Source organism: Streptomyces sp. NPDC048650 (assembly GCF_043199095.1).
Lineage (GTDB): Bacteria > Actinomycetota > Actinomycetes > Streptomycetales > Streptomycetaceae > Streptomyces.
The window spans coordinates 22,538-44,921 of sequence record NZ_JBICVM010000025.1 but is presented as its reverse complement, the minus strand read 5'-3'; the positions used below and the strand labels follow the sequence as shown (position 1 = coordinate 44,921).

At 71.4% G+C, this 22,384-nt stretch carries 22 protein-coding genes; 9 read left to right on the top strand and 13 right to left on the bottom strand.

Annotated features, from left to right (window positions below):
* Nucleotides 1-8: 8 nt before the first annotated feature.
* Nucleotides 9-1,223: a cytochrome P450 gene (locus ACGFML_RS37290; RefSeq protein WP_393550257.1), complete on the bottom strand. Its 1,215-nt coding sequence runs from the start codon at nucleotides 1,221-1,223 to the stop codon at nucleotides 9-11.
* A 314-nt stretch (nucleotides 1,224-1,537) separates the two neighbouring features.
* Between ACGFML_RS37290 and ACGFML_RS37285 the strand changes: the two genes are divergently transcribed.
* From ACGFML_RS37285 to ACGFML_RS37265, 5 genes are read left to right on the top strand one after another with little or no spacing between them, the layout of a single operon-like run.
* Entirely contained in the window at nucleotides 1,538-2,308 is a 771-nt protein-coding gene (locus ACGFML_RS37285) for a TylF/MycF family methyltransferase (protein WP_393550255.1), read from the top strand.
* A gap of 13 nt (nucleotides 2,309-2,321) precedes the next feature.
* Complete coding sequence (locus ACGFML_RS37280; RefSeq protein ID WP_393550280.1) at nucleotides 2,322-2,939, top strand: dTDP-4-dehydrorhamnose 3,5-epimerase family protein; 618 nt, start codon at nucleotides 2,322-2,324, stop codon at nucleotides 2,937-2,939.
* 55 nt (nucleotides 2,940-2,994) lie between these two features.
* The gene (locus ACGFML_RS37275) at nucleotides 2,995-4,239 is read left to right on the top strand and encodes a cytochrome P450 (protein ID WP_393550253.1); all 1,245 of its coding nucleotides are present in this window, start codon (nucleotides 2,995-2,997) and stop codon (nucleotides 4,237-4,239) included.
* Nucleotides 4,233-5,279, top strand: coding sequence for an NAD-dependent epimerase/dehydratase family protein (locus ACGFML_RS37270; RefSeq protein WP_393550251.1), 1,047 nt, complete (start codon nucleotides 4,233-4,235; stop codon nucleotides 5,277-5,279). The genes ACGFML_RS37275 and ACGFML_RS37270 overlap by 7 nt, the downstream gene beginning before the upstream one ends.
* Before the next feature lie 7 nt (nucleotides 5,280-5,286).
* Nucleotides 5,287-6,408, top strand: a complete 1,122-nt coding sequence (locus ACGFML_RS37265; protein ID WP_393550249.1) for a DegT/DnrJ/EryC1/StrS family aminotransferase — start codon at nucleotides 5,287-5,289, stop codon at nucleotides 6,406-6,408.
* Nucleotides 6,409-6,549: 141 nt separating this feature from the next.
* On the opposite strand, the gene ACGFML_RS37260 is transcribed toward ACGFML_RS37265, so the two are convergent.
* From ACGFML_RS37260 to ACGFML_RS37230, 7 genes are all read right to left on the bottom strand, one after another.
* The gene (locus ACGFML_RS37260) at nucleotides 6,550-7,122 is read right to left on the bottom strand and encodes a hypothetical protein (protein WP_393550248.1); all 573 of its coding nucleotides are present in this window, start codon (nucleotides 7,120-7,122) and stop codon (nucleotides 6,550-6,552) included.
* A complete protein-coding gene (locus tag ACGFML_RS37255) occupies nucleotides 7,119-8,240 on the bottom strand; it encodes an ROK family glucokinase (protein ID WP_393550246.1) in 1,122 nt (373 codons plus the stop codon). The genes ACGFML_RS37260 and ACGFML_RS37255 overlap by 4 nt, the downstream gene beginning before the upstream one ends.
* A gap of 237 nt (nucleotides 8,241-8,477) precedes the next feature.
* Nucleotides 8,478-9,287, bottom strand: a complete 810-nt coding sequence (locus ACGFML_RS37250; RefSeq protein WP_393550245.1) for an ATP-binding cassette domain-containing protein — start codon at nucleotides 9,285-9,287, stop codon at nucleotides 8,478-8,480.
* Nucleotides 9,284-10,336, bottom strand: coding sequence for an ABC transporter permease (locus ACGFML_RS37245; protein WP_393550243.1), 1,053 nt, complete (start codon nucleotides 10,334-10,336; stop codon nucleotides 9,284-9,286). Before ACGFML_RS37245 ends, ACGFML_RS37250 begins: the two co-directional genes overlap by 4 nt.
* Nucleotides 10,333-11,316: a sugar ABC transporter substrate-binding protein gene (locus tag ACGFML_RS37240; RefSeq protein WP_393550241.1), complete on the bottom strand. Its 984-nt coding sequence runs from the start codon at nucleotides 11,314-11,316 to the stop codon at nucleotides 10,333-10,335. The genes ACGFML_RS37245 and ACGFML_RS37240 overlap by 4 nt, the downstream gene beginning before the upstream one ends.
* Before the next feature lie 212 nt (nucleotides 11,317-11,528).
* Nucleotides 11,529-12,533: a sugar ABC transporter substrate-binding protein gene (locus ACGFML_RS37235; protein ID WP_393550239.1), complete on the bottom strand. Its 1,005-nt coding sequence runs from the start codon at nucleotides 12,531-12,533 to the stop codon at nucleotides 11,529-11,531.
* Nucleotides 12,534-12,656: 123 nt separating this feature from the next.
* Nucleotides 12,657-13,376, bottom strand: a complete 720-nt coding sequence (locus ACGFML_RS37230) for a GntR family transcriptional regulator (RefSeq protein ID WP_393550278.1) — start codon at nucleotides 13,374-13,376, stop codon at nucleotides 12,657-12,659.
* Between the two features lie 285 nt (nucleotides 13,377-13,661).
* On the opposite strand from ACGFML_RS37230, the gene ACGFML_RS37225 reads away from it, so the two are divergent.
* Nucleotides 13,662-14,090, top strand: a complete 429-nt coding sequence (locus ACGFML_RS37225; RefSeq protein ID WP_393550237.1) for a VOC family protein — start codon at nucleotides 13,662-13,664, stop codon at nucleotides 14,088-14,090.
* 67 nt (nucleotides 14,091-14,157) lie between these two features.
* Here ACGFML_RS37225 and ACGFML_RS37220 read toward each other — a convergent pair whose 3' ends face one another.
* From ACGFML_RS37220 to ACGFML_RS37210, 3 genes are all read right to left on the bottom strand, one after another.
* The gene (locus tag ACGFML_RS37220) at nucleotides 14,158-15,000 is read right to left on the bottom strand and encodes a transporter substrate-binding domain-containing protein (RefSeq protein ID WP_393550235.1); all 843 of its coding nucleotides are present in this window, start codon (nucleotides 14,998-15,000) and stop codon (nucleotides 14,158-14,160) included.
* Between the two features lie 130 nt (nucleotides 15,001-15,130).
* Entirely contained in the window at nucleotides 15,131-15,799 is a 669-nt protein-coding gene (locus ACGFML_RS37215; protein WP_393550233.1) for a bifunctional 4-hydroxy-2-oxoglutarate aldolase/2-dehydro-3-deoxy-phosphogluconate aldolase, read from the bottom strand.
* Between the two features lie 351 nt (nucleotides 15,800-16,150).
* A complete protein-coding gene (locus ACGFML_RS37210) occupies nucleotides 16,151-16,600 on the bottom strand; it encodes a ribonuclease domain-containing protein (protein ID WP_393550232.1) in 450 nt (149 codons plus the stop codon).
* Between the two features lie 176 nt (nucleotides 16,601-16,776).
* Between ACGFML_RS37210 and ACGFML_RS37205 the strand changes: the two genes are divergently transcribed.
* The 3 genes from ACGFML_RS37205 to ACGFML_RS37195 all read left to right on the top strand — a co-directional run bounded on the left by ACGFML_RS37205 (nucleotide 16,777) and on the right by ACGFML_RS37195 (nucleotide 19,783).
* Nucleotides 16,777-17,487 carry a helix-turn-helix domain-containing protein gene (locus tag ACGFML_RS37205; protein ID WP_393550230.1) on the top strand — a complete coding sequence of 237 codons (711 nt, stop codon included), beginning with the start codon at nucleotides 16,777-16,779 and terminating at the stop codon, nucleotides 17,485-17,487.
* Between the two features lie 43 nt (nucleotides 17,488-17,530).
* Nucleotides 17,531-17,698, top strand: a complete 168-nt coding sequence (locus tag ACGFML_RS37200) for a DUF6126 family protein (RefSeq protein WP_393550228.1) — start codon at nucleotides 17,531-17,533, stop codon at nucleotides 17,696-17,698.
* Nucleotides 17,699-17,842: 144 nt separating this feature from the next.
* Nucleotides 17,843-19,783, top strand: coding sequence for a beta-N-acetylglucosaminidase domain-containing protein (locus tag ACGFML_RS37195; protein ID WP_393550226.1), 1,941 nt, complete (start codon nucleotides 17,843-17,845; stop codon nucleotides 19,781-19,783).
* 52 nt (nucleotides 19,784-19,835) lie between these two features.
* On the opposite strand, the gene alc is transcribed toward ACGFML_RS37195, so the two are convergent.
* Nucleotides 19,836-20,966 (bottom strand): allantoicase, encoded by a 1,131-nt coding sequence (gene alc / locus ACGFML_RS37190; RefSeq protein WP_393550224.1) that lies wholly within the window; start codon nucleotides 20,964-20,966, stop codon nucleotides 19,836-19,838.
* A complete protein-coding gene (gene allB, locus ACGFML_RS37185; protein WP_393550223.1) occupies nucleotides 20,963-22,306 on the bottom strand; it encodes an allantoinase AllB in 1,344 nt (447 codons plus the stop codon). The genes alc and allB overlap by 4 nt, the downstream gene beginning before the upstream one ends.
* Nucleotides 22,307-22,384: the final 78 nt, after the last annotated feature.

The following is a 22,384-nucleotide window of genomic DNA, read 5'->3' as shown; positions in this document are numbered from 1 at the left end:
TGGCCGCGTCACCAGGTGACGGGCAGCGAATGGAGCCCGAAGATGGCGGAGTCCTCCTTCACCCGGAGCGCGTCGACGTCCGTGGCGAGGCGCAGCTCGGGCAGCCGGCGGAGCACCGCGCCGAGGGTGATCTCCAGTTCGAGCCGGGCCAGGTTCTGGCCGAGGCACTGGTGGGGCCCGTAGCCGAAGGCGATCTGCTGCCGGGCGGGGCGGTGGATGTCGAAGACGTCCGGGGAGCTGAAGACGTGCTCGTCCCGATTGCCGGAAGCCAGCAGGAAGATCAGGCCGTCACCGGCCCGGATCGTGTGGCCGTCCAGCTCGATGTCGGCGGCGGCGGAGCGGCGCAGTCCATCGGCGACGGTGAGGTAGCGCAGGAGTTCCTCGACGGCGTTGGGCAACAGGTCCGGATCCGCGCTCAGTTCCTGCCATGCCTGCGGGTGCTGGAGGAGCGTCAACACGCTGAGCGCCGTCATGGCGGCGCTGGTCTCGTGTCCGGCGGCCAGCAGCAGCACGGCGTTGTCCAGGACGTCCGCGTGGGTCAGTTCGCCGGTGCGCAGGCGCTGGGACGCGAGGGCGCCGAGCACTCCGCCGGCGGGGGTCTCGGCTCGTGCCATGGTGGTGATCAACTGGTCGAGGTAGTCCCGCAGTTCCAGCAGCGCGGTGATCGACTCCTCGTCCCCCATGAGCCGGGTGGCGCGTTCGCTGCGGCTCTGGAAGAACTCGTGGTCCTCATAGGGCACGCCGAGCAGCTCGCAGATGACCAGGGTGGACATGGGCAGGGCGAGTTCGGCGACCAGGTCCGCCGGGCGTTCGAGGGTCTCGAAGCGGTCCAGCAGCCCGTCCACGATCCGTTCGATGCCGGGCCGCATCGCGCGGACCCGCCGTACGGTGAACTCGGGGATGAAGACGCGGCGCAGCGTTCCGTGGTCGGGGGCGTCGAGAGTCAGCAGGGAGCGGGTCGCCTCGGCCTCGCCGTCGGCCGGGGACAGCCTCGGCAGCTTGGCGGGGTCGATCCTGACCCGGGGGTCGGCGAGCAGCGCCCGCATGTGCTCCTGCCGGGTGATGAGCCAGGTCTGTGACGTGTCCCAGACGCGGGCCGACGCGATCGGGGTGGTGGCGCGCAGTTCGGCGTAGCGGCCCGGCGGCTGGAAAGGGCAGGTGCGGGCCATCGGCCAGGAGGTCTCCTGCTGCGCCTCGGCATCGGCAGCACGTGCTGGGCTCAACGGACTCCCCTTACGTCATCGATGACGGCACGGCGCACAACCCGCCGTGACCGGCCCAACGAAGCACGCCGCCGCGACGGGCGGCAAGGAAACTCCCGCGATCTTCGTCAGGTCGGCGCGGGTCCGCGGCGGGCCGGGCCGCACCGCGCCGCCACCGCACGGCCGTTGCACCGGAGGGCCTGGTCAGGGTGATGGCCGACCTGACATACGGATCGGCCGGAGAGTGGCGTTCCGCCGTCCGCTGTCCTTAGCGTCGGAACCCTCATGGGCACCCGCCAGGCACCGGTGTGCTCCCCTCTCGCTGGAGGATCTCCTTGACAGTCGCCACCGCCGCCGGACGAGATCTCTACCTCGACCTTCTCAAGAAGGTCGTCTCCAACATGATCTACGAGGATCCCACGCATGCGGCGGGCCTCATCACCGATGCCCGTTTCGACCGGGACGCCCGCGAGAACGGCGAGGACTACCCGGTGGTCGCCCACACGATGATCGGGATGAAGCGCCTGGACAACCTGCACCGGTGTCTGGAGGACGTCCTGCGGGACGGTGTGCCCGGCGACTTCATCGAGACCGGTGTGTGGCGCGGCGGCGCCTGCATCTTCGCCCGCGGGCTGCTGAAGGCGCATGGTGTGACGGACCGTACGGTGTGGGTCGCCGACTCCTTCCAGGGGTTCCCCAAGACGGAGACGGACGACCACCCGATGGACGTCGAGATGGACCTCCACCAGTACAACGAGGCAGTGAGCCTGCCCACCGCCCTGGAGGCCGTGCAGGAGAACTTCGACCGCTACGGGCTGCTGGACGACCGGGTCCGCTTCCTGCCGGGCTGGTTCAAGGACACCATGCCGACCGCGCCGGTCGAACGGCTCGCGGTCATGCGGCTCGACGGCGACTCGTACGGGGCCACCATGGACGTCCTCACCCACCTGTACGCAAAGTTGTCGCCCGGCGGCTACGTCATCGTCGACGACTACTGCATCCCCGCCTGCCAACAGGCCGTTCACGACTTCCGGGACCGCATGGGCATCCACGACGAGATCCATCAGGTGGACCGGCAGGGTGCCTACTGGCGCAACGGTGGCTGAGGACAGGGGCGTCATGCGCCCGCTCGGCATCGAGGGCGCCTGGGTGGTGGAGCCCGAGGTGCACCCCGACCGTCGCGGCGAGTTCCACGAGTGGTTCCGGAGCGAGCAGTTCAGCCACGCCACCGGGCACCCGCTGCCCCTCGCGCAGGCGAACGTCGCGGTGAACCGCCGCGGTGCGCTGCGCGGTGTCCACTTCACCCGACTGCCGCCCGGCCAGGCGAAGTACAGCGCCTGTGTGCAGGGCGCGGGTCTGGAGGTGGTCGTCGACATCCGCACCGGCTCGCCCACGTTCGGGCAGTGGGAGGCGGTACCCGTCGACGAGCACAACCGCACCGCCGTGTATGTGTCGGCGGGCCTGGGCAGGGCGTTCTTCGCGCTGACCGACCGCACCACGCTCGTCTACCTGTGCTCGACCGGGTACGCCCCGCGGCTCGACCACACGATCAGTCCGCTCGACCCCGACCTGGCGATCGCCTGGCCCGAGGGCATCGAGCCGCTGCTCTCCGCGCAGGACGCCGCCGCCCCCACCCTCGCGGACGCGGAACGACGGGGCCTCCTCCCCTCGTACCGCGACTACCGGGACCATCACGCGCGGCTCGGCGGCGGGGACGCCGCACCCGGGCCGGGATGAGGGGCCGGCCGGGGCACTCGCGCAGGATCCGTATCGCTGATCGCAGGAAAGGCTCATGACGTCCGACAGCTCCACCTCCGAGGTAACCCCGCCCGACGCGTCGGCCGGGACCGGTGCGACCGCACGGCCGTATCCGTTCAGCACCGCCACGGGGCTGGGCATGGACCCGCTGTACGGGTATCTGCGCGAACGCGAGCGCATCGCGCGCGTCCGCATGCCGTACGGCGGCGAGGCATGGATGGTGACCCGGCACGCCGACGCCAAACTGGTGCTCAGCGACCCGAGGTTCAGCATGGCGGCGGGCGCGGGCAAGGACGTCCCCCGCCCCACGGAGCAGCTGCTGGAGCCCGGCGGGCTGGTCGCGATGGATCCGCCCGAGCACACCCGGCTACGCCGGCTGGCGGGCGCGGCCTTCACCCATCGCCGGGTGGAGGGCATGCGCCCCTCGGTCGCCGCGCTCTCGGAACGGCTGGTGGACGAGATGACCGCCCGGGGCCCGTCCTCCGATCTGCTGGAGGCGATCGCGCTTCCGGTGTCGATCGGTGTGATCTGCAAGCTGCTCGGTGTGGACTACGAGGACCGGCATGTCTTCCAACGGTTCTCCGAGGCGCTGCTGTCGACCGCGCTGCCGCCCGAGGAGGTCAGACGGGCGGGTGAGGAATTCGTCGGGTATCTGGCGGAGTTGGTCGCGGAGCGGCGCGAGCAGCCGACCGACGACCTGCTGGGCGCGATGGTCCAGGCCCGTGACGACGAGGACCGGCTGTCCGAGAACGAGCTGTACATGCTGGGGGCCGGGCTTCTGGTCGGCGGATACGAGACGACGGCCACGCAGATCGGGAACTTCACGTATCTGCTGCTGCGCGACCGCCGCCTGTACGCCTCGCTGGTCGCCGACCCGGGACTGATCCAAGGGGCGGTGGAGGAGCTGCTCCGTTTCACCCCGCTGACCACGGTGGACGGCTATGCGCGCATCGCCCTTGAGGACGTCATGGTGGGCGACACGCTCATCCGCGCCGGGGACGCCGTGTTCACCTCCGTGGCCGCCGCCAATCTGGACCCGGAGGTCTTCCCCGACCCCGATCGGCTGGACTTCACCAGAGAGCGCAATCCGCACCTCGGCTTCGGCCACGGTATCCACTACTGCATGGGCGCCCCCCTGGCCCGGCTGGAGATCCAGGTGGTGCTGCAGGTGCTCACCCGGCGGCTGCCCTCGCTGCGCCTGGCCGTTCCCGCGGCGGACGTCCGGTGGCAGCCGGGCCTGCTGCTGCGGGTGCCGGAGCGACTTCCCGTCACATGGTGAACCGCCCGGAGTCGATGCGTGAACCCCGGTCCGGCGAACGCGGGACCGGTCAGGGGCCGGAGCCGTCCTCGCGCGGCAGCGTCGTCGTGCTCGGCGGCGCCGGTTACGTCGGGCGGCATGTGTGCGCGGCCTTCGCCGCGCGCGGGCGCGACGTCGTGGTGGTGGGCCGCCGTCCGCCCGAGGAGTCGATGCCGTATCGCTGCCTCACCCTCGACCTGGCCGGTACGGATCCGCAGGCGCTGGCCGCGGCGCTGGACGCCGAGCGTCCGGACACCGTCGTCAACTCCGTCGGCAGCATCTGGGGCCGGAGCGATGCGCAGATGTGGTCGGCCACCGCAGTGCCCACGCTGCGGCTGCTGGACGCGATGGCGCTGATGTCCGCGCGACCGCGGCTGGTGCACCTCGGCTCGGTCCTCGAATACGGCCCGGTGCCGCCCGGCACATCGGTGGGCGCGGACGCGGAGACCCGCCCGGACACGGCGTACGGCAGGAGCAAGCTGGCCGCCAGTGAGGCGGTGCTGCGGGGCGCGTCCGAGGGGAGCATCGACGGCGTGGTGCTCAGGGTCTCGAACGTGTCGGGTCCCGGCACGCCCCGGATCAGCCTGCTCGGCCAGGTCGCCGAACGGCTGCTGGCGACGGCCGGGACCGGTGCAGAGGCCGTCGTGGAACTGTCCCGGTTGCGCGCGCACCGCGACTACGTCGATGTGCGGGATGTGGCCGATGCCGTCGTCGCCGGCGCCCGCGCACCGGCCGTCCCGGTCGCCGTCGGCATCGGGCGGGGCGAGGCGGTCTCCGTCCGCGATCTGGTCGACCTGTTCATCGACGCGAGCGGGATTCCGGCGCGGGTAGTGGAACGCCCGACTCCGGGCCGGGCGGCCGGCGGCCGGGAGGACTGGCTCCGGGTCGACATCGGCCCGGCGCGCGCCCTGCTGGGCTGGGAGCCGCGCCGTTCGCTGCCGGAGTCGGTCCGGGACTGCTGGCACGACCTGGACCGCGCGCACCGGACCCCTACCACCCCATCGAAACCCTCTGGAGGTTGAGCTCTCCGTGACTACTTACGTCTGGGACTACCTGACGGAATACCAGAACGAACGCGCGGATCTCCTCGACGCCGTCGAGACCGTCTTCGGCTCCGGGCAGTTGGTGCTCGGCCCCAGCGTGGAGGGGTTCGAGAAGGAGTTCGCGGACTACCACGCCCTGCGCCACTGCGTCGGCGTCGACAACGGCACCAACGCCGTGAAGCTGGGTCTGCAGGCGCTGGGCGTCGGCCCGGGGGACGAGGTCGTCACCGTCTCCAACACCGCCGCTCCGACGGTGGTTGCCATCGACGGCACCGGCGCCACACCGGTCTTCGTCGACATCCGAGCCGACGACTACCTCATGGACACCGACCAGGTCGCGGACGCCATCACACCGCGGACGAAGGCGCTGCTGCCCGTGCACCTGTACGGGCAGTGCGTCGACATGGCTCCGCTGCGCGCCCTGGCCGAGGAGCACGGCCTGGCGGTGCTGGAGGACTGTGCCCAGGCGCACGGCGCCCGCCATCACGGCGAACTGGCCGGCACGCTGGGCGACGCGGCCGCCTTCTCCTTCTACCCCACAAAGGTCCTCGGTGCGTACGGCGACGGCGGGGCCGTGCTCACCGACGACGTGGACGTCGACGGTGCGCTGCGCAGGCTGCGCTACTACGGCATGGAGGACGTGTACTACGTCGTCCGGACACCCGGCCACAACAGTCGGCTCGACGAGGTGCAGGCGGAGATCCTTCGACGCAAACTCACCCGGCTCGACCGCTATATCGAGGGCCGCCGCGCCGTCGCCCGGCGCTACGCCGAAGGGCTCGCCGACCTGACGGGGCCCGGGGGGCTGGTGCTGCCGTCCGTCAGGGAGGGGAACGACCATGTGTATTACGTGTACGTCGTCCGCCATCCGCGCCGTGACGAGATCATCGAGGCGCTGAAGACGTACGGCATATCCCCCAACATCAGCTACCCGTGGCCTGTGCACACCATGACCGGCTTCGCGCACCTGGGCTACGCCAAGGGATCGCTGCCGGTGACCGAGCGGCTGGCGGACGAGATCTTCTCGCTGCCGATGTATCCGGCGCTCGCACCCGAGGTCCAGGACAAGGTGATCGCGGCACTGCACGAGGTGCTGGGCGCGCTCTGAGGCCGGGGGGGGAGACGCGCATCGAGCGGCTGGGGTCGAGGGCTGCGGCTCTGCACCGGGCCCGCAGGAGGCGTTCTCAGACGGGCCCACTGCGTTCTCGGACGCCGACGCGCCCCCGGAGCCGAAGAGACGGACAGGATTTCAGAACGTGATGGTCGCGACCGTGTAGACGACCGGATGGCCGGGTTCGTCGTAGCTGACCATGATCCGCTGTGACGGCTGCGGCGCCTTCTTGGGGTTCACGGTGCCCGCCCAGGGCCAGTCGACGCCGAAGTCCCAGCCGACCTGCGCCGCCTGTCCGGGCGGAATGGTCTTCACGCCCTTCTTGAGGGCGGCGGTGCTCGTACCCACCGCCTTGAGGTAGTGGTCCAGACCCCAGTCGTTGGTACGGAACTGCACGAAGAGGGAGCTGGTCTTCCAGGAGTTGGTCTCGTAGTAGTAGACCGGCGTCGAGCCCACGGGCACCGGCACGTCGTAGACCCGCTGCTGGACCTTGGACGGGAAGGCGTTGGTGAGCCCGGTGGCCGCGGCCTCCGCCTCCTTGCCCACGCCGCTGTCCCGGCTCTGCTCGGCGGAGATGACGATGTAGCCGGCCGGGATGGCGATCAGCAGGAAGATGATCAGCCCCAGCAGCACGGGGCGGCGGCGCCTGCCGCTCGGCGGCGGCGTGGAGTGGGAGTCGTCGTGCATGGCGTTCGGTTCGCTGTCGGTCATCGGCGGCCGGACCGTTCGTAGCGCTCATAGCGCTCGACACGACGGCGGTTGGCCCGACGGAAGCGTCGGGCCACCAGACGCGCGAGGTCGGCGGCACCGACCATGCCGGCCTCCGGGCCCAGCTGGGCCTTGGCGATGGTGGCCTCGGGGCGGTAGCCGCGGCCGGTGAGGGTGCGCCGGAAGGCGTCCCGGGCCGGGCCGATCAGCAGGTCGTCGGCAGCGCTGACGCCGCCGCCGATCACGAAGCAGGACGGGTCGAGGGCGGCGGCGAGGTTGGCGATGCCGACGCCGAGCCACTGGCCGATGTCCTGGAGGAGCTCGACGCACATGGCGTCGCCCTCACGGGCGAGCTCGGTGATCAGGGGGCCGGTGATGTCGCCGATCCGCCCGCCGACCCGGTCGATGATGTTGTACGCGACCGGGGAGTCGGCGGCGGCCAGCTCGCGGGCCTCGCGGACCAGGGCGTTGCCGGAGCTGTACTGCTCCCAGCAGCCTCGGTTGCCGCACGGGCAGCGGTGGCCGCCGGGCACGACCTGCATGTGGCCGAACTCGCCGGCCACGCCGTACTTGCCGCGCTTGACGGCGCCGTCCTCCAGGATCGCGCCGCCGATGCCCGTGCCGAGCGTGATCATGACGAGGTGGTCCTCGCCGCGGCCGGCGCCGAACCGCCACTCCGCCCACGCGGCGGTGTTGGCGTCGTTGTCGACCATGACGGGGACGGCCAGGCGGCCCGCGAGGCGGTCGCGCAGCGGTTCGTTGCGCCAGTTCAGGTGGGGGGCGAAGAGCACTCGGGAGCGGTCCGCGTCGACCCAGCCGGCCGCGCCGATGCCCACCGCGTGGACGTCGTGGCGGTCGGAGAGGTCCAGGACGAGCTCGGTGATCGTGTCCTCGACGACCTTGGGGCTCTTGGACTTGTCCGGCGTCTCGGTGCGGACCTGCTCCAGGATGTTCCCGTCGGCGTCGACCACGCCCGCCATGACCTTGGTGCCGCCGATGTCGATACCGACGGTGGGCACCCTGGGGGCGGTCAGGTGCGAGCGCCGCTCACGGGTGCCGACCGTGCGCAGGACGGTGGCCCTGGCGGATCCTCGGTGCACCCGGTCCCGGTACATGCTCATCGGCCCACCCCTTCTCCGTGACGTCCTCCGTGACGGATGCCATGACGGTCGCGGCGGCTGCATGCTCGCAAGAGTCGTCTCGTCCCTGCGGGTATCGGGAGGCCGGGGCCTCGGCGTGGATGGCTGGTGTTGCGGATGGCTCGGTGCGATTGTGCATCACCGGCGACGTCCGGCGCATCGCGGCGTGGGCTGCCGTGCCCCGCGCGGCCGTGAGCCGGTGCGGGGCACGGCGGTGGATCAGTCGGGCCGGTGGCCGCCGGGGAACTTCGGGGTCGCCGTGCGGGCCAGCTCATGGCTGAGCTGCTCCAGCTCGCTGCCGCCCGCCATCTGGCGGGTCAGCTCCTCCAGGGCGATCTCCGACTTGGCGTGGCTGCCGGCCATGGCGCCGCGCTTGAGCAGGATGAAACGATCGCCGACGAGGTAGGCGTGGTGCGGGTTGTGGGTGATCAACACCACGCCGAGCCCGGCGTCCCGCGCGGCCGCGACGTACTTCAGGACGACGCCGGACTGCTTGACGCCGAGCGCTGCCGTGGGCTCGTCGAGGACCAGGACCTTGGCACCGAAGTAGACGGCTCGGGCGATGGCCACGCACTGCCGCTCGCCGCCGGAGAGGGTGCCGATGGGCTGGTCGACGTCGCGCAGGTCGATGCCCATCCGCAGCAGTTCGCTGCGGGTGGTCCGGCGCATCGTGCGCACGTCGAGGCGCTTGAAGGGCCCCACTCCGGTGGTCGGCTCGGAGCCGAGGAAGAAGTTCCGCCAGACCGGCATCAGCGGGACGACGGCCAGATCCTGGTAGACGGTGGCGATACCGCGGTCGAGGGCCTCGCGCGGGGAGGCGAGCCGGGTCTCCTCGCCCTCGATGGTGAGGGTGCCCGCGTCGTGCCGGTGCAGCCCCGCGATGATCTTGATGAGGGTGGACTTGCCGGCGCCGTTGTCGCCGAGCACACAGGAGATCTCCCCCGCGTGCACTTCCAGGGACACGTCCTGAAGCGCCTTGATGTTGCCGTAGAACTTGCTGACGTCGTCGAGCTCGATCAGCGCGGTCATGACTTGTCCTCCGCCCGCTTGCGGACCCATGCGTTCAGGAGTGTGGCGAGCAGCAGCATCGCGCCGAGGAAGAACTTGTACCAGTCCGGGTTCCACTGCGCGTAGACGATGCCCTTGCTGGTCATGCCGAAGATGAAGGCGCCGACCGCGGCACCGATCGCCGATCCGAAGCCGCCGGTCATCAGACAGCCGCCGACGGCCGCCGCGATGATGTAGAGGAATTCGTTGCCGACGCCGTCGCCGGACTGGATCGCGTCGTACGAGAACAGCAGGTGCTGGCCGGAGACCCAGGCGGCGAAGGCGACGCCCATGTAGAGAGCGATCTTCGTCCTGGTGACCGGGACGCCGACCGCGCGCGCCGCGTCCGCGTTGCCGCCCACCGCGAAGATCCAGTTGCCGGCCTTGGTGCGCAGCAGGATCCACGTGGCGAGGGCGACCAGCACGATCCACCACAGGATGGTGATCTGGATGTCCACGCTGCCGACGGTCAGGTGGGAGGCGAAGAGCGCACGCGCCGACTCGAAGCCCTCCATGTCGGCGATGGACTTCGTGGAGACGGTCCCGCTGATCAGCTTGGTGAAGCCGAGGTTGAGGCCGGTCAGCATGAAGAAGGTGCCGAGCGTGATGATGAAGCTGGGCAGTCTCGTACGGATGAGCAGTACGCCGTTGAAGACGCCGATGGCCAGCGTGACCAGCAAGGACACCCCGACACCGACCCAGGTGTTGGCCGTCATCTGGTAGCTGAACATGGACGAGATCAGCGCCGAGCTGACGACCATGACACCGGCCGACAGATCGAATTCGCCGCCGATCATCAGCAGCGCCACCGGTACGGCCATGATGCCGATGGTCGACGAAGCGTAGAGCACGGTGGAGAGGCTGGAGGCCCGCAGGAACGGCTCGGCGGCGACGGCGAAGAAGAGGAAGACGGCGATGGCGCCGACGACCGAGCCCAGTTCGGGGCGGCCCATCAGGCGGCGCGCCAGCGAGCGGTGCAGCAGCCGTTCGTCACCGGTCTTCGCGACCGGCGGGGCGTCGGTGTTGCTCATCGGGTCCCCCGCTTCGTGAACTCCTGCAGTGCGGCGGCGTCCTTCTTGGTGATCACCTGGGGTCCGGTGAGCACCGGCTTGCCGCCTCCGAGGACGTCGGCGTTGTACTTGTAGAGCCAGAGCAGGTCCACGGCCTGGTAGCCCTGGAGGTAGGGCTGCTGGTCGACGGCGAAGCCCAGCGAGCCGTCCTTGAGGCCGCCGGCGACCTGGGCGTTGAGGTCGAAGGTGTCGATCTCGGCCTTGCTGCCGGCCTGCTCCCTGGCCTTGACGGCCGTGGGGGCGAAGGGCGCGCCGAGCGTGACGACGGCGTCGATTCCGGGGTCCGCCTGGAGCTTGGACTCGATGGACGACTGCACGTCGGGCATGTTGGTGCCCTCGACGTAGAGCTTTTGCAGATCGCCCTTGAAGGTCTTCTCCGCGCCGTCGCAGCGCTGCTCATGGCCGACGTTGCCCTGCTCGTGCAGGACACACAGGGCCTTCTTCCGGCCGCGCTTGTTGAGCTCCTCGCCGACCGCCTCGCCGGCCACCGTCTCGTCCTGCCCGATGTGGGTGAGCGCGCCGAACGCCTTGGACTCGGCGGCCCCGGAGTTCACCGAGATCACCGGGATGCCGGCCTTCTCGGCCTTCTTGACGACGTCCTTCATCGCGCTGGGCTTGGCGAGCGAGACGATCAGCCCGTCGACCTTCTGGTCGATGTAGGACTGCACCAGCTGGGCCTGCCGCTGGGCCTCCTTGTCGTGGCCGTAGACGAACTTGATGTTGTCCTTGGCTGCGGCCTGCTCCGCGCCGCTCTGCACGATGTCCCAGAAAGTATCGCCATCACCCGAATGGGTGACCATCGCAAATGTCCACCTGGGCGTGTTCACGGCGGCCCTGCCGCCGGCAGCGGCGGCGGCGCGCGCGTCCTCGGCCCGCTTGCCTCCGGTGCTGCTGCACCCTGCCAGCGAGACGCAGAGCGCCCCCGCCAGCACGGCGCTCACGACGCGTCCCCTTCTTCGAACCCTTGCCACGAGGACTCGCCCTTCCCGCTGATGTCGCTGTGTCGGCCGCTTCGGTTGTCCTGGCCCAACCGGCCAAGTATCCGTTACCGGTGATCTGTACCGGTTCGTGGGGTCCGGTCGCCGGTCCCGCCCGGGCTCCGGCCGCCCTTCCCACCCGGGATCGCGTCCCGGTTCCGGTCTTCCGTGAGGCTTCATCGGGTACCCCGTCCGGTGTACTTCTCCAGCTTCGGAACATCCTTGCCGGTGACGAGCGCGGGCCCGGTGAGCACCGGCTGTCCGCCACCCAGCACGTCGGCGTTGTTCTTGTGCAGCCACAGCAGGTCCACCGCCTCGTAGCCCTGGAGGAAGGGCTGCTGGTCGACGGCGAAGGTGACGTCCTTGTCCTTGAGCAGCCGTACGACGGCGGAGTTCAGGTCGAAGGTCGCGATGCCCGCCTTGCTGCCCGCCTCCTTCTTGGCCTTGACGGCGATCGCCGCCATCGGCGCACCGAGCGTGACGATCGCGTCGACGGACGTGTCGGACTGCAGCTCGGCCTCGACGGAGGACTGCGAGGCGGGCGCGTTGGTGCCGTCGACGTTGAGGTTCTCGACCGGCCCTGAGAAGCCCTTGCGCACGCCCGCGCAGCGGTCCTCCAGTGACACGTTGCCCTGCTCGTGGATGACGCACAGGACCTTCTTGGCGTGCCGGGCCGTGAGCTCCGCGCCGACCGCCCGGCCGGCCACCGACTCGTCCTGGCCGATGTGCGTCAGCGCCCCGTACGCCTGCGAATACTCACCGCCGGAGTTGACGGTGATGACCGGGATCCCCTGCGCGACGGCCTTGTGGATCACCGCCTTGAGGGCCTGCGGCTTGGCGAGGGTGACGATCAGCCCGTCGACCTTCTGGTCGATGTAGGACTGCACCAGCTCGGCCTGCTGGGAGCCCTCCTTGTCGTTGGCGTAGAGGAACTTCACCCGGTCCTTGGCGGCGGCCCGCTCCGCGCCGTTCTGGACGATGTCCCAGAAGGTGTCGCCGGCGCCGGAATGGCTCACCATGCCGATGGTCATCCGGGGGGCACGGGAGTCCTGGCCGGCGTCCTGCCCGCCGGCGGCGCTGCACCCGGTGGCCAGCGCGAGGGCCGCCGTCAGGGCGGCGGCACCGCGGGCGGTGACGGGTCCGGCCGTACGCACTCTTCGCGCGCTTCGCACGCCGCTCATCGTGGAACCGCCTTTGCTCCGGGCCGCGGGAATGCGGCTGGAGGAGTTCTAACGGCGGGCACGGAGCCACGTCAATGGTTTGTCAGAACATTCTGACGAACATACGGCCCGGGGCACCGGACCTCAGGGACGCACCAGCAGCTGGAACTCGAAGGCGTACCGCGACGCGCGGTAGACGTGCGAACCGAACTCGACCGCCCGCCCGGTGTCGTCGAAGGTGGTGCGCTGCATCGTGAGCAGCGGGGCGCCCTCGGGCTCGTCGAGCCGGCGACCCTCCTCCCCCGTCGCGGCTCGCGCACCGACGGCCTGGCGGGCACTGTGCAGGGTGATCCCGGCCGACCGCATCAGACGGTAGAGCCCGGTCTCCTCCAGCGCGGCGGTCTCCAGCGTCAGCAGTCCGGCGGGAAGGTGGTTGCGCAGATGCGCGACGGGCTCACCGTGGGTCAGGCGCAGCCGTTCGACCAGCGCGACCTCCGCGCCCTCGGCGATGCCCAGCGCGGCGGCGACCTCGGCGTCGGCTTCGGTGGTGGTGTTGAGCAGCACCCGGGTCGCGGGCTTCTGCCCGGCGGCCTCCAGGTCGTCGTAGAGGCTGCTCAGCTCCAGCGGGCGCTTGACCTGGCTGTGCACGACCTGGGTGCCGATGCCGCGGCGGCGGACCAGCAGCCCCTTGTCCACCAGCGACTGGATCGCCTGGCGCACCGTGGGCCGGGACAGCCCCAGCCGCCCGGCCAGCTCGATCTCGTTGCCGAGCAGGCTGCCGGGCGCCAGCTTGCCGTGCTCGATCGCGGCCTCCAGCTGCTGGGAGAGCTGGAAGTACAGCGGGACCGGGCTGCTCCGGTCCACGCTGAACTGGACCGGGCTCACGGCGCCCGCGGCGTCTGCATCGCGTTTCCCCACGGTCGCGAGCGTATCCGCCCGCGCAGATGACGGGAAGTCCGGAGGTCACATTGTCCGGACAAGGTGGGTACGCCCCCGGGGCGCCGGAGGGCTCGGCCGGCTCGGAGGCGCTGCCGAGGGGGCGGGGGCGCGGGCGGCGGGCGGCGCACCGCACGGGGCCTCGGCCGGCCGTTCCGCTCCCCCGGGCGCCTTCGCACGGCAGACTCGAGGCCCCCGACCGAGGAGCCAGCGATGTCCGTCCGCCGCGTCGTCCCCGATGTGCTGTCCGACTCCCTGGAGAGGAGCCGGCAGTTCTACGGACTGCTGGGCCTCGAGGAGGTGATGAACCAGGGCTGGGTGATGACCCTGGCGTCCCCCGCCAACCCCACGGCGCAGCTCACCTTCATGACGGAGGACCGGACCGCACCGGTCATGCCCGACATGAGCATCGAGGTGGACGACGTGGACGCGGCGTACGCGGCGGTGCTCGCGAGCGGCGCGGAGATCGTCCGTCCGCTGCGGGACGAGGAGTGGGGCGTGCGTCGCTTCTTCGTCAGGGACCCGGACGGGCAGGTGGTGAATGTGCTCGGGCACATCGACCGGCTAGGGCACCCGGAACCAGGAGACGGGGGCCACGAGGACGCGGTCGGGGCCGACCGCCCGCGCGGGACGGCCCGCTGAGCGGCCCCGCACCCACCGCCGGACCGGTTGGTCGTGCCGTGCGTCATGCCACGTACGGGATCGTCGGTCACTTCATCCAGACGTCCTCGTACGTGCGGTACGTCCCGTCGTGCGTGGCCAGGTGCACCCACTGGTTCACATACGCCGTGAACTCGCCGTCACCGCGCGGCAGTGCGTACGCCTTCTCGGAGAAGGAGAAGGGCTTGTCGGGATGGACCGAGCACAGCTGCGGGTGCACCTTCGCCTGGTAGCGGGTCTCGCCGGCGTCGGTCATCATCACGTCCGCGCGACCCGCCACGATCTCGTCGAAGATCGTGGTGTTGTCGGGGTGGACCGTGAGGGCGGCCCGCTTGATGTGGGCGCGGGCGAACTCCTCGTTCGTCCCGCCGGGGTTGACGATGACCTTCGTCCCCGGCCGGTCGATCCGATCCAGCGTCCGGTACTTGTCCTTGTCGGCGCAGCGCACGATGGGCGTCTTGCCGTCCGTGCGGGTCGGCTCGCTGAAGGCGACGGCGCGGGCCCGGGCGAGGGTGATGGAGACACCGCCCATGCCGATGTCGCAGCGCCCGGCCGCCAGGTCACCGACGAGCTTCGCCCAGGTCGTGGCGACGTAACGCGGCCTGGCGTCCAGGCTCTTGGCCAGGTCCCGGGCCATCTGGATGTCGATGCCGGTGTACTTGCCGGTCCTGGGGTCGCGGTAGCTGAAGGGGCGGTAGTCGCCGGTGGTGCAGACGCGCAGCACCCCGCGCCGCGGGACGGCGTCCAACAGCGTGGTCGCCCGGTGCCGGATGTCGGGGGCGGCGGTGGGGGCGGACCCCGGTGCGGGCGCGGGGGTACGGGCGGGTGAGGGGGCCGCGGCGGTGGCGGCGAGCAGACAGGCGAGGGCGGACAGCGTGGCGGCGCGCTTCATGGGGGCTCCTGCGTCATGAGCATGATCGCGTGATCGACTCGCTCAGCGTGGCAGAGGCCGCGGCCGAGGTGAACCCCGTGACCGGTCGGTGGGATCACCTCGGACCGCGGCAGGGCCGCACGGGCAGCTCTCAGTCGTCGTACAGCCCGGTGGGGACACCCGCCCGCGCCTGATCGGGGGCCACTTCGGCAAGACGGGCGAGCAGATCGGCGGCCCGCTTGGCCACCGTGTCGCGGTCCCCCTCGGACAGTGCGGAGCCCATCCCGACGGCCACCGCGCCCGCGGCGATCCAGTCCGGCGCGTCCTCGACGGTCACGCCGCCGGTCGGCAGCAGCGGCGCCTGCGGCAGCGCGGCGCGCACGTCGCGTATCCAGGAGGGGCGGTGCGAGGAGGCGGGGAACAGCTTGAGCGCATCCGCGCCGAGCTCCAGCGCGCGGACCATCTCGGTCGGCGTCGAAACTCCGGGGAAGACCGGCACGCCGTAGCGGTGGCCGGTGCGGATGACCTCGGCGTCGAGGCTCGGCGAGACGAGGAAGCGCGCCCCGGCGTCGACGGCCATCCGGGCCGACACCGCGTCAAGGACCGTGCCTGCGCCGATGACCGCGTCCTCACCCAGCTCCCGGGTGAGGGTGGTGACCGCCTCCAGGGCGAACGGAGTGGTCAGCGATATCTCCAGGCTGGTGATGCCGGCCGACAGGAGGGTGTCGGCGGTGGCGCTCGCCTCGTCGTAGGTCTTGCTGCGGACGATGGCGAAAACCCGCTGAGCCAGGGCGGCCCGGGTAATCTCCCAGCGATACACGGCAGTTCGCCGTCCTTCCTTGTCTCCAGCGCTCCACGCCGCCACCGTGACCCACGGCGCAGACAGCACTTCCCGGGGCGGGCCGGTGCAACCGACCGCTTCATGGCCTCTTTGCCGCCGATGCCCGCCCACTCCTCGTTTCTACCGAAACGCTACCGGCAGCCACTGACAATCCCTCCGCGGGGGTGCCCTCCCGCCCCCTCCCGCCCTCTCCCGCGCACCCACCGCCGGGAGCGGGCGGGTGGTGCCCCGGGCCCGGAACGCAGAACGGCGGCGGCCGGGGTGCGTGTGCACCCCGGCCGCCGCGGTCTTCTCCGTGGCGGTGGACGACCGCCGCTCCCGTCCCCGCCGTCAGCAGCTGCGGTCGACGAGGTCGAACGTCTCGTAGTGGTCGGCGGTGTAGTAGTCCTCGTTCTTCTTCTCACCGGCCACGATGCGCCGGGCACCGCGGTCGGGAGAGCCGGGAGTGATGACGGTGTACTCGTGGTAGTAGCCCGTGCTCTGGGCCGGGAGGATGCCCTCGCGGTTGTCGAAGACGGTGCCGTCCTTCGGGTACGGGAAGGGGCCGCCCTTCTCGATCAGGCCCAGGGTGTCGTGCGCCTGGGAGGGCAGCTTCGAATAGCAGATGTCGCCGACGGCGTTCACCTGCACGGTCGTTGCGTGCGCCGGCGCGGCGTACGCGGTGGCGGCGTGGTGGGGGGTCGCGACGGCGGGCGCGGCGACCGCGGTGCCGCCGAGGAGCAGGGCCGATGCGATGGCGCCGGCGGCGCCGATCCTGGTGATCCGTGGGGGGATTCTCATGCCCTCCAGCATGACGCGCGTAGACATGACCCTGTCAATGCCAACGGGCCGAAGTTTCCAAGGAGTTCACAGAATTCCCCCTCTGGCCGGTCCGGCCCACGCCGCCCCTTCAGGGGCGACTTTGCCTCAGAGGCAAAACTTTTGCCCGGGAGGCGAAGGGTCGGTATACCAGGGACATGACGGACACGCCCACGGACCCGCCCGCCGACCGGCACTCGGAGCCGGGACCGGCCGGACTCTCCGACGAGCGGGGGACCCCGCCCCCACCCGCGCCCGCGCCCGCTCCCGCTCCCGCCCCCGAGGAGCTGACCGCCGTCGCACCCCGGCTGCGGGACCTGCGACGGCGCAGCGGTCTGACCCTCGAGGCCGCGGCCCGGCGGGTCGGGCTGTCACCCGCGCACCTGTCGCGGCTGGAGACCGGTCAGCGCCAGCCGTCGCTGCCGATGCTGCTGGCACTCGCCCGGACGTACGGAACCACGGTATCCGACCTGCTCGGCGAGACCGCGCCCGAGCGGGACCCGATCACGCGGGCCGGGCGCACCGAACCCTCTCAGGCCGGCGGCTGGACCTACTGGACCGTGGGCGCCGCGGGGCGGGCGATGCAGGCGCTGCGGGTGCACGTCCCGCAGCGGGCGCAGGGCGACCTGGTGCGGGTGCACCCGGGCGAGGAGTGGCTGTACGTCCTCAAGGGGCGGCTGCGGCTCACCCTCGGCGAGGCGGTGCACGTGCTGGATCCCGGCGACACGGCGCACTTCGACTCGCTGACGCCGCACCGGATCGCCGCCGCCTCACAGGGCGGGACGGAGCTGCTGTTCGTGCACACCCTGCTGCAGAGCGGGGCCGCGGAGCTGTGCCTGGGCGACGCGGCCCCCCGCCGCGGTCTGTGACCGGGCGGACCTCACCACCGAATCCAGGGAAGGACGTACACCCGTGACCGAGCAGACCCCTGACGCCCCCGCCGGCCCCACCCCCGCCCCCGCATACGTCGAGACCAAGCCGCCGCGCGGCGTCTATGTGCGGGTGTTCGTCTACGTCGTCGCCACCCATGTGCTGCTGGCGTTCATGAGCCTGCTGGTGTTCGTCGCCAAGACCCGCTGAAGGCCGGGGCGCGCGCCGCTCCTCCTGACGGCGATGTCCATCCATACGGTGGGAAAGTCCATTGCCCCGGCCCGCCCAGCGGGTAAAGCCTGCATGCGCACCCCCGCTCCCGTACCCGCCCGCCGCACCGAGGAGGACCGAAGGATGCCCCGCACCCGTACCGCCGCGGTCACCGCATTCGCCCTTGCCCTCGCCGTGATCCCCCTGACGGGCATGTCCGGGCCGCCGGGCCCGGCCGGGTCGGCCGGGTCGGCCGGGTCGGCGCCCGCCGCCTCGGTCTCCCCCACGCCGCAGTCCGTCCACCCCCGCCAGGACCAGGTCACCATCACCCCGTCCGTGACCGTCGTGGCGGGCCCCGGGGCCGATGCCCCCGCGCTGGCACTCGTCGAGAAGTCCCTCAAGGACGCCGGTGCCGGACGGGTCGTCCGCGCCCGGCACGCACCCTCCGGACGGCAGCTCGCCGTGTACGTGGACGGGACGGACGCGACGCGGGCGCTGCGCGGGCTGGGGGCGCGGGACACCGGCGGGCTGCCCGCCGAGGGGTACAGCCTGGCGATCGGCGACGGCCGCATCGCCCTTTCCGGCAAGGACGCCACCGGGACGTACTACGCCGCCCAGTCGCTCCGTCAGCTGCTGCCGCACCGCACCCGACCGGGTGCCCGCGTTACGGGCACCGTCGTACGGGACTGGCCGGCCACCCCGCTGCGCGGCGTCATCGAGGGCTTCTACGGCACTCCCTGGTCGCACGACGCCCGCCTGGACCAGCTCGACTTCTCCGCCGAGCACAAGATGAACCTCTACGTCTACTCGCCGAAGGACGACGCCTATCTGCGCGAGAAGTGGCGCGACCCCTATCCCGCCGACCAGCTGGCGCGGCTCAAGGAGCTGGTGGACCGGGCGCGGCAGCGGCATGTGGAGTTCACCTACGCGCTCTCGCCCGGTCTGTCCGTCTGCTACAGCTCGGACGCGGACCTCAAGGCGCTGACCGCCAAATTCCAGACGCTGTGGGACATCGGTGTCCGGACGTTCGCGGTACCGCTCGACGACATCAGCTACACGGACTGGAACTGCGCGGCGGACAAGGAGAAGTTCGGCACCGGCGGCGGAGCGGCGGGTGCGGCGCAGGCGTATCTGCTCAACCGCGTCAACCAGCAGTTCATCGCCGGGCACCCTGGCGCCCAGCCGTTGCAGATGGTGCCGACCGAGTACTACGACGTGAAGCCGTCGCCGTACAAGAAGGCTCTTGCCACCCAGCTGGACAAGGAGGTGCTGGTGGAGTGGACGGGCGTCGGCGTGATCGCGCCGACGATGACCGTCGAGCAGGCCCGGCAGGCCCGGGAGGTGTTCGGGCACCCGATCCTCACCTGGGACAACTACCCGGTCAACGACTATGTGACCGGCCGGCTGCTGCTCGGACCGTTCAGCGGGCGCCAGAAGGGACTGCCGGCGCAACTGGCCGGGATCACCGCGAATCCGATGATCCAGCCGTCCGCGTCCAAGATCGCACTGCACACCGTGGCCGACTACGCCTGGAACGACACCGCCTACGACGCACGCGCCTCCTGGGGCGCCGCGGTGGACGAGCTCGCCGGGGGTGACGCCCGTACGGCGCGGGCGCTGCGGGCCTTCGCGGACGCCAGTTACTCCTCCGCACTCAACCCGCAGCAGGCACCCGGACTCGCCGCCGCCATCGGCGAGTTCAAGAAGGACGGCGACGTGGGGCGGCTGGACGCGGCGCTGCGCACCGTCCAGGAGGCACCCGGGGTGCTGCGCGACCGGCTCGCCGACCGCGGCTTCGTCAAGGACAGCGGCCCGTGGCTGGACGCGACCCGGGCGTGGGGCGTCGCGGCCCGTACCGCCCTGCGGCTGATCGAGGCCACCAGGGCGGGCGACGAGGCGCAGGCGGGGCGGCTGCGGCAGCGCATCCCGGGCGAGGTGAAGACCGCCAAGTCCTTCGTCTATGTCGACATGAAGGGGAAGCGGGTCCCGGTGCTGGTCGCGGACGGGGTGCTGGACACCTTCATCGAGGACGCCGTCGCCGCGCACGACAGGGCACCGGGCGCCACCGGCCGCCCCACATCCTGAAGATGCGGAGCGGGGGCGGCCCGCCGGGCACGGGCGGGCCGCCCCTCGGGAGTCAGCCGCCCAGCGCCTCGACGCGGGTGGCCAGCCGGTGCGCGCCCTCCTCGGTGAGGGAGCCGTGCAGCCGCAGTCGGGCGATGCCGCCGTCCGGGAAGATGTCGATCCGGACGTGGGTGGCGGCCGGGGCGTCGGCCGGCAGGAAGCGGTGGACGGTGTCGGGCTGCAGACGGGTGCGGGGCAGCAGTTCGGTCCACTCGCCGTCCTCGCCGTCCCGCGCGGACAGCGCCGCCCAGCCCGCCGCGTTGCCCTTGAGGTAACCGGTGTCGATCTCCACCGCGCGGATCACCGACTGTTCGGTGAGCCGGTAGCGCACCCAGTCGTTGCCGCTGCCGCGGCGGCGCCGGGTCTCCCAGCCGTCGTCCATCTTGCGGGAGCGGCCCGGCTGGATGGTGTGGGTGGGCGAGGAGTAGAAGCGGTCCGAGGCGTCCTCGACCCGACCGCCGTTCTCCAGCGCGGCGACGTCGAACGTGCCCAGCGCGGCGAGCCAGGCGGGGGCCGGGACGACCTCGCCGTGGACTCGGAGGCGGGCCACGCCGCCGTCGGGGTGCTGGTTGAGGCGCAGATGGGTGAAGCGCCGTTCGGTGTCGACGGCGAAGCCGTTGGCGGCGTGGCCGCCGATGGCGGTGCGCGGGACGAGCGTCGTCCAGACCACGTCCTCGGCCAGGAGGTCGTCGGGCGAGGGGGAGCCGTCGACGCAGGCGCCCTGCACGCTCACGGACTGCGGGTAGTTGCCGCGGAAGTGGGCGGTGTCGACGACGATGCCGTGGATCACGCCGGGCGCGCCGAGCCGGATCAGCGCCCAGTCGTGGTCGGCGTCCGCCGGGAAGGGGTGCTCGCCGTCGATGCCGCGGCGGCGCCTGGTCTCCCAGCCGTCCATGATCTTGCCCTTGTGACCGAAGTGCTCGGGGTCGAAGTGGGCGGGCTCGGGCGTGAGGAGGTTCTCGCGTTCGGCGAAGAACTCGTCGTTCGCGGCGATCACACCCGCGCCTAGTCGCCGATCGGCGAGGTCGGGCAGCTGGTCGAAGGCGAAGCCGTCCGGGCCCGGCGTGCGGTAGTCGGCGTAGGGGTCGCCGCCGGCGTACGGGCCGGCGTCACCGGTGTAGCGGGGGAGAGCGGCGGGCGTCATGCGCGGTCCGCCCTTTCCAGGAGCTCGCCGGTGGGCTCCGCGAGGGCTGCGCCGTCGTTGATCCGGCGGCCGCGGAGCCAGGTGGACCGTACGACGCCGTACAGCGTCTTCCCGGCGTATGCGGTGATCTTGTTGCGGTGCTGGAGGGCCTGCGGGTCGACGGTGAAGGTCTCGTCCGGGGCGAGGACGGCGAAGTCCGCGTCCCGGCCGGGCTCGATGGCGCCCTTCTGCCCCAGGCCGACCAGCGCCGCAGGTGCGGTGGCCATCCAGCGCACGACGTCGTCCAGGGTGTGGCCACGCTCGCGGGCCGCCGTCCAGATGGCGGGCAGACCGAGCTGGAGCGAGGAGATGCCGCCCCAGGCGGCGCCGAAGTCGGCGGTCTTGAGGTTGGCGGTGGAGGGTGAGTGGTCGGAGACGATGCAGTCGATGGTGCCGTCGGCCAGGCCCTGCCAGAGCGCGTCCTGGTTGGCCGCCTCGCGGATCGGCGGGCAGCACTTGAACTCCGTCGCGCCGTCCGGGATCTCCTCGGCGGTCAGGGTCAGAAAGTGCGGGCAGGACTCGACGGTGATCTTCACGCCCTCGGCCTTGGCGGCGGTGATCAGCGACAGTGCGTCGCTGGAGGACAGGTGCAGGACGTGCACCCGGGCGTCCAGCAGCTTGGCCAGGGCGATCAGACCGGCGATGGCGTCGTTCTCGGAGACCCGGGGGCGGGAGGCGAGGAAGTCGGCGTACTTGGGGCCGTGCGCCTCGGGGGCGGCGTCCAGGTGCCCCGGGTCCTCGGCGTGCACGATCAGCAGGCCGTCGAAGCCGGCGATCTCCCCGAGGGCGGCGGCCAGCTGCTCCTGGTCGAGCTGGGGGAACTCGTCCACGCCGGAGGGCGACAGGAAGCACTTGAAGCCGAAGACCCCGGCGTCGTGCAGCGGGCGCAGGTCCTTGACGTTGCCCGGGATGGCGCCACCCCAGAAGCCGACGTCGATGTGCGCCTTGCTGCGGGCCACCTCGCGCTTGGTGTCGAGGTGGGCGGTGGTGGTCGTGGGCGGCAGGCTGTTGAGCGGCATGTCCACGAGGGTGGTGATGCCACCGGCCGCGGCCGCGCGGGTGGCCGTCCAGAAGCCCTCCCACTCGGTGCGGCCGGGGTCGTTGACGTGCACGTGGGTGTCGACGAGGCCGGGCAGCAGGACGTCGTCACCGAAGTCCTCCACCCGTGCGCCGGCCGGAGCCTCGGCGTCGTGCGGCAGCACTGCCACGATCCGGCCGTCCTTGACGGTGACGGACGCGGCGCGCGTTCCCTCCGGGGTGACGACGCGCGTGGAGCGCAGCACCAGCTCTATTTCGGACACCCAGTCCCCTCCTCGTATCGTGTCTTCATCGTTGCGTGACGGCGCGCGGGACGCACGGCCGCAGGGCGCCGTGGCGCC